Here is a 12,773-nt window from a genome sequence, read left to right as displayed (position 1 = left end):
ATTCACACCCCTCTTTCATTTGGAAAGAGGGGTTTTGGTTTTTATGTAACAAATTTAAGGAGGAATTGTTTATGAAAACAGCAGTAATTGGCTACCCTTATATTGGACAGAATCGTGAATGGAAGCGTATAACAGAGGCATTTTGGAAAGAACAATTATCTTTGGAAAGTTATGAACAGGAAATGAAAAACTTACGTATCGCTCAACTTCAGCAGCAACAGGATTTGGGGCTGGATATTTTAACAGTAGGAGATTTTACATATTATGACCGCATGCTTGACTTAGCCGTTATGTTTAATATGATTCCATCTAGATACGACCACCTTTCCCTGCAGCATCATTTAACAGCGTATTTTGCAATGGCGCGCGGTGCTGAAAATGTGGTGGCATGTGAAATGACGAAATGGTTCAATACGAATTATCACTATATTGTACCGGAATACGAGGGACAGCAACTGGCATTGCAACACAATGTTTACGCGCAATATATTCAGGAGGCAATCGAAGCATTCGGCACAATCCCTCGTGTGACTATTATCGGTCCTTTTACCTTTTATAAACTTACAAAAGGTGTAGGTGACGCACAAAAACAACACTATATTCAGCAGCTGGTAAATGTGTATAAAGAGTTGCTTCAGTCGTTGGAAGCAAGCGGTGCAACTTCGATCCAGCTTGAAGAACCAAGCCTTACAAAAGACCTTACTTCCGAAGATATTGCATTAGTTCAGCATTTCTATCATCAAGTATTAAAAGGACTGACTGTTGAAATGATCTGCACAACATATTTTGAAGCGTTATCCGACTATGAAACAATTATTAAATTGCCTGTTGATGGCTTTGGACTGGACTTTGTTCATGGAAAAATTGAAAATATAGCATCGTTAAAAAAATTTGCTTTCCCAAAAGATAAAGTTTTATATGCCGGAATTATTAATGGTCGGGATATATGGAGAGCCGAGTTGCAGAAGCAGTTGGCGCTAGTCGCGGAAATACGATCCTATGTACCATTTTCACCAATACATCTACAAACCTCGTGTAGCCTTCAGCATGTGCCAGTTACAACAGCGGGAGAGGATGGCATTGTGCCAGAGCTGCTAAATGCTTTAGCATTCGCAAATGAAAAAATAACGGAACTGCAAATGATTAAAGGGAAGATACTTCACCTGGAATTTCCTCATAATAAGGCTTTTTTAGAAAGCGAAAAAGCAATTCGCACTTTGGCGCTGCATGAATCAAGACAAAAGGAAGCTATACATGCACAAGTAAACGCATTAACACCGGAAGCATTTAAACGAGCAGAGAACTATAACAAGCGTAGTAAGCTACAACGTGCCTTTTTACAGTTACCTGACTATCCTACAACAACAATCGGGAGTTTCCCGCAATCCGCAGAAGTTAAGAAAAACCGTAGTTTATGGCGTAAAGGAGAAATTACAACAATAGAGTATGAAGCATTCAACGCGAACGAAACCGCACGTTGGATTTCGATTCAGGAGGAACTTGGTCTAGATGTTCTCGTCCATGGGGAATTTGAGCGAACAGACATGGTCGAATTTTTTGGTGAAAAATTAAATGGCTTTGCGTTTACGAAAAACGGATGGGTAGTTTCGTACGGATCGCGCTGTGTAAAACCGCCACTTATTTACGGAGATGTTGAATGGAAAGAACCGATGACAGTAAAGGAAGTAAGTGCAGCACAATCACTTACGGAAAAGCCGGTCAAAGGGATGTTGACGGGACCCGTTACCATATTGAACTGGTCATTTGTAAGAGATGATTTAGCACGCTCAGAAGTAGCTTATCAAATCGGTTTGGCACTGAGAGAAGAAGTAAGGGCACTTGAAAATGCGGGAATCAATATAATTCAAGTAGACGAACCTGCCTTGAAAGAAGGTATGCCAATACGTAAAAGTCTGCATAAGTCTTATATCGATGCGAGTGTAGCTGCATTTAAATTAGCGACAAGCGGTGTGCGTGAAACGACCCAGATTCATACACATATGTGTTATTGTGAATTTAACGATTTTATTGATGTAATAGAATCATTGGATGCGGATGTGATTTCAATTGAAACGTCACGAAGTCACGGTGAGCTGATAAAAGTATTAAAAGAAACACCATATGGACTTGGAATTGGCTTAGGTGTATATGATATTCATAGCCCGCGTATTCCAACTGTGGAAGAAATGGCAACCATTATAGAAAATAGTAAAAAAGTAATCGCAAAAGAACAATTTTGGATCAATCCCGATTGTGGCCTGAAAACTCGTACGGAACAAGAGACCATTGCATCATTGAAAAATATGGTGGCCGCAAAAGAGCGACTTAAACAGTTGAATTAGGGGCGGTTACTATGAGACGAATGAAAAGAAATTACAATCCTGTGTTTTTGGCAGCTATAATGAATGGCTTTACAGGAAGTTATTCAAAAAGCCTTAAAGAGTTACGTAATGAGTTGATAGCGACATACCCAGCAGATGCAAAGGAGATTCAAAAAGCATATTATTCTGTAAAAGCTGAATTAGTAGGATGAAAGAATTTTTTATAAACAAATAGAAAATACAATGCCCATTGCAATATGCAATGGGCTATTTGTAATCGTGATATCTTATTAAAAAGTCCCTTTAAATTTCTCAGGCTTTACAACATAGCCCTCGATAATAAAACCGCAATCCGTACAAATAATATATTCAATATTGCATCCTAAACTTAATTTATTAACAGGTGACATCACACTGTACCCGCTATGTTTTCCTCTTCCTAACTCCGTACCGCCACATTTAGGGCATTCATTTACTTTGACGATCGATGTCATCTCTATCATCCTTTCGAAATTAATTACTCGGCAACAATATCATGTTCTGTCAGCTTCTCTTCCTGCTTTTCCTGCATTCGATTCGTGTATTTTTGCACAATTACATTAATATAAAAGAACATCCCCATGACAATTCCTGAAAATACCCAACTTGCCACTCGTTTATAAATTAGCATATCACCATAGCCGTCAATCCCGTATTTCCGCAACAGAAAGACCGTAATTCCTGCCATAACGAGCCCTCGAATTATGAACACAACCTGAATCAGCTGAAACCATCCGAAAATTCCTTTTTGGAAAAATAATGTTTTGCTGTCCTTTCTTGCATAGCCTTGCAAGTAGGCAAAATCAATTGCAACATACAAAGGAAAAGGCTTTTTAATGATAAATAATATTCCATAGATAAATGTGTAAAAAAGACCTAAATAAACATTATTCCAAATCATTTGCTCCGCTGAGCCTGCCAATAAATCAACCGTAGTACCTATAAGCATCGAGCTTAAAATAAACAAGCCCGTCACATTAAACTGCCGATCTTTTGCAAAGCGGTAAATTGTATAAATTATACCGGGAACGGTGGACAGCAGCATCGCGGCATAGTCACCAAATGGCTCCCGCCCAAACTTCCATATCGCATAAGGTAGGACTGCATAGAAAAGTAGTTCCAAAAAGATAAAATATTTATTTGACTGTGAATTATTCGCCATAAAAGCCTCCATTACATTGAATTCTTAAATACCCTTAATAATGTATATAAAGTGTTAAATGAATTATATTACTGAAGATTATCCGACACTATATACTGTATTTTAATAATTTGAAATAAGCTAATAAGCAAACTAAAGAACGCTTTAATTATTATTAGCAGAACTACTTCAGTGCTTTTCACATAACTCCTTTCATTTTATTGTAATATTATGTATATTCTTCTACGAATTACCTCTAAGGAAAGTTTCAAAATTTTAATTTCATAGAGGGGAATAGAGATAAAAGGATTGGGAAACTAAAAGTAAGTAGGTGCAAAAATACTATTAGCTTTTGAGTTTATTTATGTTACAATAACTTTCAAATAAAATAATTTCCTTCGGGGTCGGGTGAAATTCCCAATCGACGGTGATGAGTTGAACTCTAAGCCCGTGAGCCACTTTATGTGTGCAGGATTTTGGTGCAAATCCAAAGCCGACAGTTATAGTCTGGATGGGAGAAGGAATGGCAACACATTTTTAAAAATTTGATTTTAAATGTGATTTTTTGCTATACACTTTTCCTGTCGCGCCTTTGTGACGGGATTTTTTTATTTCATTGAAAAAAATAATTTCCTTCGGGGTCGGGTGAAATTCCCAATCGACGGTGATGAGTTTACCTCTAAGCCCGTGAGCCACTTTTGTGTGCAGGATTTGGTGCAAGTCCAAAGCCGACAGTTATAGTCTGGATGGGAGAAGGAAGCAATGTCAGCAGTTTTTTGAAAATTAACTTCAAAAAGCTTATTTGATGATGCTCAATTTTGCTCTCATCGAACTCCGAAATCAATCGGGGTTCTTTTTTTAATTTTAAAAAGAGGTGAGCAGGATGTTTACAGGAATCATTGAAGAACTGGGAACGGTTGATACAATCAGCCAGTCCACACAAGCGATGGAACTAGCCATTTGCGCAAGCAAAATTTTAGAGGATGTTCAACTCGGGGACAGCATTGCCGTTAACGGTGTCTGTCTGACAGTGAAACAATTCTCGTCATCCGTATTTTTGGCGGACGTCATGCCAGAAACGGTCAAAGCAACAAGCCTCCAGCAATTAGCAGCAGGAATGCCTGTCAATCTGGAACGGGCGATGTCGGCGAATGGTCGTTTTGGCGGGCATATTGTTTCAGGCCATGTTGATGGGATTGCGACAATACAACGTAAAAGACCTGTTGCCAATGCCGTTTATATTGACCTGGCAATGGAAAAGCATTTGATTGCAGAATGCATTAAGAAAGGCTCAATTACAGTAGACGGCACGAGTTTAACAATTTTTGACGTGACGGATACATTCATTACCATTTCCTTAATCCCTCATACATATGAGCAGACCGTATTAGGCTTTAAAAAGCCGGGAGATGTTGTGAACATTGAAACAGATCTGATCGGAAAATATGTAAAAAAACATTTGCAAAATCAAACGGGAAGTACGCTAACAATGGACTTTTTGCAACGTACTGGATTTTAAAGGAGTGGTATAAATGAATACGATTGAAGAAGCAATTCAGGCATTGAAAAACGGTGAAATTATTATTGTGTCAGATGACGAGAACCGTGAAAATGAAGGGGATTTTCTTGTTTTAGGGGAATTTGCTACACCGGAAAATATCAATTTCATGGCACTTCATGGAAGAGGGTTAATATGTACACCGATTTCTTCTGCCATTGCAGAAAGACTTTCCCTTCATCCGATGGTGCAAAGCAATACCGATACATATCAAACGGCTTTTACGATTAGTATCGATCATATCCATACAACAACTGGTATAAGTGCATTTGAGCGTTCTAAAACAATGTTAGCATTACTGGATCCTGCAACAAAACCTGAGCATTTTCATCGTCCGGGCCATGTGTTCCCGCTCATTGCAAAACAGGGAGGCGTGTTGGAACGCCGCGGACATACGGAAGCGGGCGTCGATCTGGCAAAGCTATGCGGTTCGAATGAAGTAGCGGTCATCTGTGAAATTATGAACGAAGACGGTTCAATGGCCCGCATGCCGCAGCTCAAAAAGCTGGCACAAAAACATAACTTGAAATTTATTACTATCGAAGACTTAGTTCAATATATAAAATTAACTACCGTATTGGTATAAAAGGAGCAATTTATAATGGGAAAAACATTTGAAGCACAATTAGTCGGAACAGATTTGAAAATCGGAATTGTCGTTGGACGATTCAATGAATTTATAAATGATAAATTATTAAGCGGAGCAATTGATGGCCTGAAGAGACATGGTGTTGACGAAGCAAATATTGATACAGCATGGGTACCAGGTGCATTTGAAGTACCGTTTGTAGCAAAAAAAATGGCTGAAACGTATAACTATGATGCCGTTATCGGTTTAGGTACAGTCATTCGCGGGTCTACAACACATTATGATTATGTATGTAACGAAGCAGCTAAAGGCATTGCAAAAGCGGGCTTGGATACAGGCGTTCCGGTAATTTTCGGCATTGTCACAACTGAAAATATCGAACAGGCAATCGAACGTGCTGGTACGAAAGCAGGCAATAAAGGCTATGACAGCGCAATGTCTGCCATTGAAATGGCAAACTTGAATAAAATGTTTAAATAAAGATTATTGAACGCCACTCCAAAAATTTGAGGTGGTTTTTCTTTGCTTTCAATAACAAGTTTACAAATTATTTCCTGTAGTTTATTGTTATGTTATACGATATATCGCGTGACATAATAGTTGGAGGAATGAATATGTCTTATAATGGCGGACCGATGACGGAAGCAATGTATTATGTCCTGTTGGCATTAATGCGTCCTAATCATGGTTATCAGCTAATGCAATCCATTACAGAAGTATCAAAAGGCCGTTTGAAAATGGGGCCCGGCACATTATATGGTGTCCTATCAAGAATGCAAAAAGACGGTCTCATTGTTTTGTCAAAAGATGATGGCCGCAGAAAAATATATGAAATAACGGAAGATGGTGAGCATGCATTAAGAAACGAATATGCACGTCTGAAATCTCTAATTTCCGACAGCAGTGTATTAGAGGAGGGAAACGATGGGTAAAGTAGTGCGTAAAATCAGACCAACCAACTACTGGCAAATCGGAGAACACGAAAGCTGGTTTTCGGATATGTCGTTACAAGGACTCCATCTTCATAAAATGGGAACCAATTTAGCTCATTTTAAAAAAGGTGAACCGAAGCGAATCGAATACCGCATTGAAGTGACAGGTAAAAAGTTAATTACATATGAGCAAATAGATCTGTACGAGGAAAACGGCTGGGAGTATGTTACAAGCTATCAGTGGTTTCATGTTTTCTCTTCGCCAACTGAAAAAAAAGCACCTGAAATTCATACAGATCCAGCTGAGCAGGCATTTACTTTACAGCGGCTTTATAAAAAACTCGTATTTAATTTAGTATGGGTTTCTCTGGGAGTAGCCTTGATTTTAGGTATGCTTTTGGCGATGTGGTTTTTGGATGGAACGCCTGTTTTACGGTTGGTTGAAGGATATGTCGTTCAGCAAAGTACCATCACGATCCTTTATATTTACTATGTTATTAATGCGGTAAAAGCAATGCTGGCGATTAAAGAATTGAAAAAAAGTTTAAATGAAGGCAAAGCCATCAATCATCACGCTCCATGGAAAAAGAGTTTGCGGAAAAATGGTATATTGTCGGTTGTCTTTATAGGGATTATTCTTGTATGCGGCTTAATTATGCCATTTTATCAACTGAAAAAAATGGATACCTTTACACTTCCAAAGAATGACGAAAACTTGCCGTTTGTCCGTTTAGCGGATATCGAACAAAATCCACAGCTGAACAGGGATGAATATTATACAGATGAATTCGGTTGGGCAAACCGTTATACAACAAATTGGAGTATCTTTGCACCCGTACAGTTCGAGACGGACGAAATGTGGTTGGAAGAAAGCGGAACCTATTCACCGAGCGTTTCTTCTGAAATATACAATTTAACATTTCAGGCATTCGCTAAACCGTTGCTGTCTGACTTGATGGAGTGGCATACGTATGGGGATGAGAGGGAAAGTTTCATCGAAAGGAAACACCCTGTCTTTGATCATCTTGTTACGCGCGAGGATGAAGAATGGAAGCAATTAGTTGCTTCTAAAGGTAAGGTGGTAATGTATATACGTTATTACGGATATGCAGATCTGGATGTAGTAGTGGAAAATGCAGCTCAGAAAATAGTGCTGCTTGCGGAAAGATAGTTCCAAGCGGTGTAAAAGGCAATCCTGCATGGGCAGGGTTGCCTTTGTGCTGAGAATATTTTTAGTGCATCAGGAAGTGCTGAAATGCTTTCCTGGTCCTAATTAATTATTTACAAACTTTCCCTTCTATTCTATGGTTAGGTCAGGTATATAAGGAGGGAGAGCGATGGCAGAAATCGTACGCAGATTAAGACCGGGCCAATATTGGCGCATCAAGGAACATGAAAGCTGGTTTTCAGATATGTCTGAGCAAGGTCTTCATTTTTATGAGATTGGCACACATTTTGCGAAATTTAAAAAAGGTGATCGTAAACGAATGGATTACCGGCTGGAACTCGCAAAAAGCAAATATATATCAAGTGAAAAAATCCGGTTATTTGAAGAAAGCGGCTGGGACTATATTGCGAGTGACCGCCATTTTCACGTATTCGCTGCACCGACAGATCGTAAAATAAATGAACCCCCAATAGATCGGGAAGAGCAAATAACTGTAGCAAATGCCCTTTTCAAGAAAACATTGATAAGTTTCATCTTTATTTTATTGGCTGTGATAGCCCTTTTTTGGCTAATTGGCAGTATTTGGTTCACAGGAAATACACCAACATTGACATTAATTGAAGGTCATATATTTACAACAATGGTCCTCTCATTGTTGAACCTCTATTACTTGATTTCCATGGCAATGGGACTTCTAGGTATTGCACGCATACGACGCAATATGAATGAAGAAAATTATGATAATCATCATAAACCATGGGAGATTTTTTATCGCAATAACATAATAGTTAATGTAATGACTATGGGAATATCTTTATTTGCGATTTTCATTCCGTTTTATCAGTTACTTCAGATGGATACACTTACATTACCGGAAGAAGATTCATCGCTACCGTTTGTAAGATTAGCGACAATTGAAACTGCGCCAAACCTTGAACGGGATGTTTTTATGATAGATGAAGTAGATTGGGGAAATAATTACTCGGAAAACTGGAGTATAGTCGCTCCTATACAATTTAGTATGAGGGAAAATTTCATTGAAAAGAAAGGGCAAAGGTCTGACCCAAACAACAGTTATGAACCAAGTATCTCTTCGGAGGTTTACCGTTTAAACTTTAAATCCCTTGTTGCACCATTGGTTGATGACCTTATCACAAAGCATAGTTTTGTAAATGAAGCAGAATCATTTATGGAAGGAGAGCATAAGGAATTCGACCGGTTACTTATACGCCAAAGCGACTATAATAAAGAATTTATCTTCGTTAAAGACCAGTCTGTCATGTATATTGGTTACTCAGGTGAGGTAGGGGCGGATGTTATTATAGAAAATGCCGCTGAGAAAATTGTTTTGCTTACGGAATACTAAGCGCGGATCTAGAATTTCTAATATAATCGTAAATCATCTAATATCGGGTAGAAATCTTCTAATAAGTTGCCGATTTTCTAATATATAAGGCAATTGTTCTAATAAGTCTCTCAGATGTTCAAATAAATAGTTGAAATACGCTAATAAACCATAGAAGTTTTCTAATAAAACGAAAAAACTTCTAATAAAATCAGTCGACGGTTACAAAATTTAGTCCGCCATACATAAAAACAACCAAGCATGCTTAACTATTAAACTGAAAATACCCCTGGCTTCCTTCTGATCAACATGTTAACATATTTAAAAATTCAGAAAATGAAGGTGAGTAAATGGAGAATGTAGTGTTCTTTATTATTGCGTGTATACTACTGATCATACTGCCAGGTCCGGATACAGCGATCGTTACGAAAAATACGATTGTTAACGGACAAAAGGGAGGGTTTCAAACGATGGTCGGCTCTTGTGCAGGGTTAACCGTCCATACAATCGCAGCGGTTGCAGGGCTGTCGGCAATTATCGTGAAATCAGCCGTGGCATTTACAGTGCTGAAATATGTCGGAGCAGCGTATTTATGCTATTTGGGTATCAAAACATTGATTAGCCTGCGTGCTAAAAAAACAGAGGCAGAGGAAATGACGGATATTCCGGAAATTGAAGCAAAAGGCAATTCCTATTTTAAGCAGGGCCTTGTCACAAATATTACGAATCCTAAAGTAGCGGTATTTTTCCTTACATTTTTACCGCAGTTCCTATCAAAAGGGGCAGAGCCGTTTTGGCCATTTTTAACGATGGGAATCATCTATATTGTTTTAACTTTTGTCTGGTTTGCACTCTATGTATTTTTATTGAACAAAATCCGTGAATTCATGAAAAAACCTGCTACACAATCGGTAATCGAATCATTGACCGGAGCTGTTCTTATCGGTTTTGGCATTAAACTAGCATTGGAAAAACAATCCTAATAGATAACGGAGAGAAATGTACAAATCCATTGCATTTAAATCGTAATCCCGATTAAACCGCATATTCTTTTTTGAAAAAGGGTATAGTTCCCTAATTCTAGAAAAAAGGATGATGAAAGATGGGTTTGTATATTACTATGTGGATAGCCATGATCGCGGTAATAGTGGTGAATGTGCTATCAAATACACTGCCGATAAACGGTCAAACGGCAGCAGATATTTCGGATCGATTAGAAGTATTATTTACGCCGGCAGGTTATGTATTTTCAATTTGGTCATTAATTTATGTATTGCTTGTCATATGGCTGATTACGATATACCGCAAAGTGAAAGACAATCGTTTTAACGGAAAAGTAGGGATTTTATTTATCATTAGCTGCATATTTAATATTGCTTGGCTGTTCAGCTGGCATTATGAACAGTTTATCCTGTCCATTATCGTAATGTTCTTTTTATTATTTACACTCATTGCGATTTATAAGCAGTATAAAAACAATGAAACCGGTTTTTCAGAACGCTTTCCGTTTTCGTTCTACTTAGCATGGTTATCCGTAGCGACAATTGCGAATGTGAGCTATGTGTTAAAATACAATGGGGTTGATTTAGGAATCTCTGAAGTGGTCGGATCACTCGTACTTGTCGGTGTTGCAGTTATTTTAGGGTATTTGGCTGTTGCCATCTCAAAGGATATCTTCTTTACCCTCGTTATCGTTTGGGCGCTGGTCGGTATCGCTGTCAAAACAGATGATGCGACAATGCAGTACGGAACAATCGTATTAACAATCATATTAATCATTGTGGCACTCATCCACTATATGCGCATGAAAACGAAAAGGCTAGTGTAATAATGAAGAAGGGTTGTAGTATAAGTCGAAACGGACTTGTACTACAACCCTTTATTTTTGGTAGTTATTTAAAAAATACAATCGACATAAAGCCCATGTAAAAACATAATGTAATCGCAAAAGTCATGGCAGCCGATACAACGACCGGTAGCTGTTTAATATAGCTTACAATGACAAGCCCAATAAACAATGCAGTCATGAGGAAAAACCCTAACCCGATACCTGTCATTTGGAAATATCCGCGCATGCCTGCTTCAATCGAGCTCCGGTAAAATAGTTCAAAAAACGGTGAAATTTCCAGAACATAAAAGCTGGGTGGCTGTTGTTCACTATATAGCGCGGTAATGAACAAAATCAATACGAGCAAAATCGTTTCAATCCTTACCCATGTACGCGGTTCAAATAATGGCTTGTTCATTTTCAGTTTTATAAGCAGACTGTTAGCTAAAATAATAACTGTCAAAGGTACTAGCAGAACATGCTTAATAAATAGAAACTGTCCGTAATTGCTCGACCAGCTTGTCACATAGCCCGGCACGATTGTGTCAGTCATAAGGACACCTGTTAAAGCAACAGCTGTAAAAGCTACAAGTGCAACAGGGGAGAACCATTTTAAAAAGGCTTCCCAATTTTGCGCATCTTTTGAGAAGAAGCTCATCATGATTAAAATGCCAAGCCATATACTGACAGCTAGAAGATGGACAAAATCCAGTACCGATCCGACAATCCCTGTCATCGAACCTGCATGACTTATATAACCTATTGCTGCCATCATAGCGATTAAAATAAAAATCACCATGATCGCTATAAGCTTAGACGGTTTCTTTAGAAACTGGCGAAGCACTATAAGCAAAATAATAGTGAAACCTGCGATAGCGAGCCATGAATGGCCAACTTTAAATTTCATAAGCAACATGCCTACTGATTCAATGAAACCGAACTGCGGAGTCAAAATTGTCAGCAACTGAATATTCGGTACAAAAGTGACAAAAGGCAGAATGACTGCACTTACAATGATCCACTTTGCAGGAATATCAATTTTCGGACGAACTGTTTCAGGGATACAGTATAAGAGTAATGATCCCATTAGAAGAGCTAAACTTACATAGAGTAAAAATTGACTAAAAATTGTCAATGCCATCATTTTATATTTTTCCGTCTAGCAATAGTGAAAACACTTACGATTATAATAAGAAGTAAAAGGGCTCCAACGATATACAGTAATGTATTATTTGAAGTTTCCTCTTCAGCTGCCACAGTTGTTTCTGCAGTATCATTATCTGCCGTTTCGTTTACTTCCGCTTGCTCTTCGTCAACTTCTGTAACTTCTTCATCTACCGGTTCTTCTGCTACAGGTGCATCAACCGTAAAGGAGAATTGACCTGATAATGGGTGACCGTCCTCACTAATACTATTCCATTCAACAGTATAATCATCATTTGGTAATGGAGAAGCGAAACTACCCACTAATACACCATCAACTAAATCCATCGAAACGGTTTCTATTTTTTCACCGTTACTTGAAATGACGTTAAATGTACTGCCTACTTCAATTTTTCCGGCGTATGTAAGTTCGATTGCCTGTAACGGTTCAGTTACAACTGCACCGTCCTCGGGGGTAGTCGTGTCTAAATACGTATGTGCTGCTGCGTTCGGTACAGCTAAAAATAGTGCAGCAAGAATCGATAATAATATTGATCTCATATTAATATGATTCTCCTTTCATCTGTTATTTTACTCACCCCATATTGTAGCCGAACCATAAGACAAATGCACTGTTTCCGCTTATTAAACTTGATGAAAAGTCAGATAGAGAGAGTTGTTATGCTATAATATTGTCACAAATGAAAAG

At 38.3% G+C, this 12,773-nt stretch carries 13 protein-coding genes, 1 pseudogene and 2 riboswitches; of the genes and pseudogenes, 10 read left to right on the top strand and 4 right to left on the bottom strand.

Annotation, left to right across the window (positions count from 1 at the left end):
- Positions 1-71: 71 nt before the first annotated feature.
- Both metE and MKY27_RS08930 read left to right on the top strand, forming a co-directional pair.
- The gene (metE, locus tag MKY27_RS08935) at positions 72-2,342 is read left to right on the top strand and encodes a 5-methyltetrahydropteroyltriglutamate--homocysteine S-methyltransferase (RefSeq protein WP_339194455.1); all 2,271 of its coding nucleotides are present in this window, start codon (positions 72-74) and stop codon (positions 2,340-2,342) included.
- An 11-nt stretch (positions 2,343-2,353) separates the two neighbouring features.
- Complete coding sequence (locus MKY27_RS08930) at positions 2,354-2,533, top strand: hypothetical protein (protein ID WP_339171120.1); 180 nt, start codon at positions 2,354-2,356, stop codon at positions 2,531-2,533.
- Between the two features lie 78 nt (positions 2,534-2,611).
- Here the strand turns inward: MKY27_RS08930 and MKY27_RS08925 are convergent, their stop codons facing one another.
- Both MKY27_RS08925 and MKY27_RS08920 read right to left on the bottom strand, forming a co-directional pair.
- On the bottom strand, positions 2,612-2,815 hold the full coding sequence (locus MKY27_RS08925; RefSeq protein ID WP_339194452.1) for a transcription initiation factor TFIIIB: 204 nt from the start codon (positions 2,813-2,815) through the stop codon (positions 2,612-2,614).
- Between the two features lie 23 nt (positions 2,816-2,838).
- On the bottom strand, positions 2,839-3,522 hold the full coding sequence (locus MKY27_RS08920) for a VC0807 family protein (protein ID WP_339194450.1): 684 nt from the start codon (positions 3,520-3,522) through the stop codon (positions 2,839-2,841).
- Positions 3,523-3,891: 369 nt separating this feature from the next.
- Positions 3,892-4,028, top strand: a riboswitch (FMN riboswitch).
- Positions 4,029-4,128: 100 nt separating this feature from the next.
- Positions 4,129-4,263: riboswitch (FMN riboswitch) on the top strand.
- A gap of 121 nt (positions 4,264-4,384) precedes the next feature.
- Here MKY27_RS08920 and ribE (MKY27_RS08915) point away from each other — a divergent pair.
- The 8 genes and pseudogenes from ribE (MKY27_RS08915) (at position 4,385) to MKY27_RS08880 (ending at position 10,921) form a co-directional block, all read left to right on the top strand.
- A complete protein-coding gene (ribE, locus tag MKY27_RS08915; RefSeq protein WP_339194448.1) occupies positions 4,385-5,020 on the top strand; it encodes a riboflavin synthase in 636 nt (211 codons plus the stop codon).
- A 13-nt stretch (positions 5,021-5,033) separates the two neighbouring features.
- A pseudogene (gene ribB, locus MKY27_RS08910) lies at positions 5,034-5,618 on the top strand (3,4-dihydroxy-2-butanone-4-phosphate synthase); the annotation flags it as partial.
- Positions 5,619-5,660: 42 nt separating this feature from the next.
- Positions 5,661-6,128, top strand: coding sequence for a 6,7-dimethyl-8-ribityllumazine synthase (ribE, locus tag MKY27_RS08905; protein ID WP_339171113.1), 468 nt, complete (start codon positions 5,661-5,663; stop codon positions 6,126-6,128).
- A 134-nt stretch (positions 6,129-6,262) separates the two neighbouring features.
- On the top strand, positions 6,263-6,580 hold the full coding sequence (locus MKY27_RS08900; RefSeq protein ID WP_339194446.1) for a PadR family transcriptional regulator: 318 nt from the start codon (positions 6,263-6,265) through the stop codon (positions 6,578-6,580).
- Positions 6,573-7,751: a DUF2812 domain-containing protein gene (locus tag MKY27_RS08895; RefSeq protein ID WP_339194444.1), complete on the top strand. Its 1,179-nt coding sequence runs from the start codon at positions 6,573-6,575 to the stop codon at positions 7,749-7,751. The genes MKY27_RS08900 and MKY27_RS08895 overlap by 8 nt, the downstream gene beginning before the upstream one ends.
- A gap of 166 nt (positions 7,752-7,917) precedes the next feature.
- Positions 7,918-9,114, top strand: a complete 1,197-nt coding sequence (locus MKY27_RS08890) for a DUF2812 domain-containing protein (protein ID WP_339194442.1) — start codon at positions 7,918-7,920, stop codon at positions 9,112-9,114.
- A gap of 329 nt (positions 9,115-9,443) precedes the next feature.
- The gene (locus tag MKY27_RS08885) at positions 9,444-10,076 is read left to right on the top strand and encodes a LysE family translocator (RefSeq protein ID WP_339194440.1); all 633 of its coding nucleotides are present in this window, start codon (positions 9,444-9,446) and stop codon (positions 10,074-10,076) included.
- A 119-nt stretch (positions 10,077-10,195) separates the two neighbouring features.
- Positions 10,196-10,921 carry a TspO/MBR family protein gene (locus tag MKY27_RS08880; protein WP_339194438.1) on the top strand — a complete coding sequence of 242 codons (726 nt, stop codon included), beginning with the start codon at positions 10,196-10,198 and terminating at the stop codon, positions 10,919-10,921.
- A 64-nt stretch (positions 10,922-10,985) separates the two neighbouring features.
- On the opposite strand, the gene MKY27_RS08875 is transcribed toward MKY27_RS08880, so the two are convergent.
- Together MKY27_RS08875 and MKY27_RS08870 are read right to left on the bottom strand one after the other, a co-directional pair.
- The gene (locus MKY27_RS08875; protein ID WP_339194436.1) at positions 10,986-12,065 is read right to left on the bottom strand and encodes a CopD family protein; all 1,080 of its coding nucleotides are present in this window, start codon (positions 12,063-12,065) and stop codon (positions 10,986-10,988) included.
- Positions 12,062-12,625: a copper resistance protein CopC gene (locus MKY27_RS08870; protein WP_339194434.1), complete on the bottom strand. Its 564-nt coding sequence runs from the start codon at positions 12,623-12,625 to the stop codon at positions 12,062-12,064. Before MKY27_RS08870 ends, MKY27_RS08875 begins: the two co-directional genes overlap by 4 nt.
- Positions 12,626-12,773: the final 148 nt, after the last annotated feature.

Source organism: Solibacillus sp. FSL R5-0449 (genome assembly GCF_037975215.1).
GTDB lineage: Bacteria > Bacillota > Bacilli > Bacillales_A > Planococcaceae > Solibacillus.
Note: the sequence above shows the minus strand (reverse complement) of the source record. Positions and strands in the feature narration are given on the sequence as shown.

Excerpts from the sequence above, each read along its gene's own strand:
- MKY27_RS08895 (WP_339194444.1), top strand. The coding sequence starts at position 6,573 with ATGGGTAAAGTAGTGCGTAAAATCAGACCAACCAACTACTGGCAAATC.
- ribE (WP_339194448.1), top strand. The coding sequence starts at position 4,385 with ATGTTTACAGGAATCATTGAAGAACTGGGAACGGTTGATACAATCAGC.
- MKY27_RS08900 (WP_339194446.1), top strand. The coding sequence starts at position 6,263 with ATGTCTTATAATGGCGGACCGATGACGGAAGCAATGTATTATGTCCTG.
- MKY27_RS08930 (WP_339171120.1), top strand. The coding sequence starts at position 2,354 with ATGAGACGAATGAAAAGAAATTACAATCCTGTGTTTTTGGCAGCTATA.
- MKY27_RS08885 (WP_339194440.1), top strand. The coding sequence starts at position 9,444 with ATGGAGAATGTAGTGTTCTTTATTATTGCGTGTATACTACTGATCATA.
- metE (WP_339194455.1), top strand. The coding sequence starts at position 72 with ATGAAAACAGCAGTAATTGGCTACCCTTATATTGGACAGAATCGTGAA.
- MKY27_RS08875 (WP_339194436.1), bottom strand. The coding sequence starts at position 12,065 with ATGATGGCATTGACAATTTTTAGTCAATTTTTACTCTATGTAAGTTTA.
- ribE (WP_339171113.1), top strand. The coding sequence starts at position 5,661 with ATGGGAAAAACATTTGAAGCACAATTAGTCGGAACAGATTTGAAAATC.
- MKY27_RS08880 (WP_339194438.1), top strand. The coding sequence starts at position 10,196 with ATGGGTTTGTATATTACTATGTGGATAGCCATGATCGCGGTAATAGTG.
- MKY27_RS08870 (WP_339194434.1), bottom strand. The coding sequence starts at position 12,625 with ATGAGATCAATATTATTATCGATTCTTGCTGCACTATTTTTAGCTGTA.
- MKY27_RS08890 (WP_339194442.1), top strand. The coding sequence starts at position 7,918 with ATGGCAGAAATCGTACGCAGATTAAGACCGGGCCAATATTGGCGCATC.
- MKY27_RS08925 (WP_339194452.1), bottom strand. The coding sequence starts at position 2,815 with ATGACATCGATCGTCAAAGTAAATGAATGCCCTAAATGTGGCGGTACG.
- MKY27_RS08920 (WP_339194450.1), bottom strand. The coding sequence starts at position 3,522 with ATGGCGAATAATTCACAGTCAAATAAATATTTTATCTTTTTGGAACTA.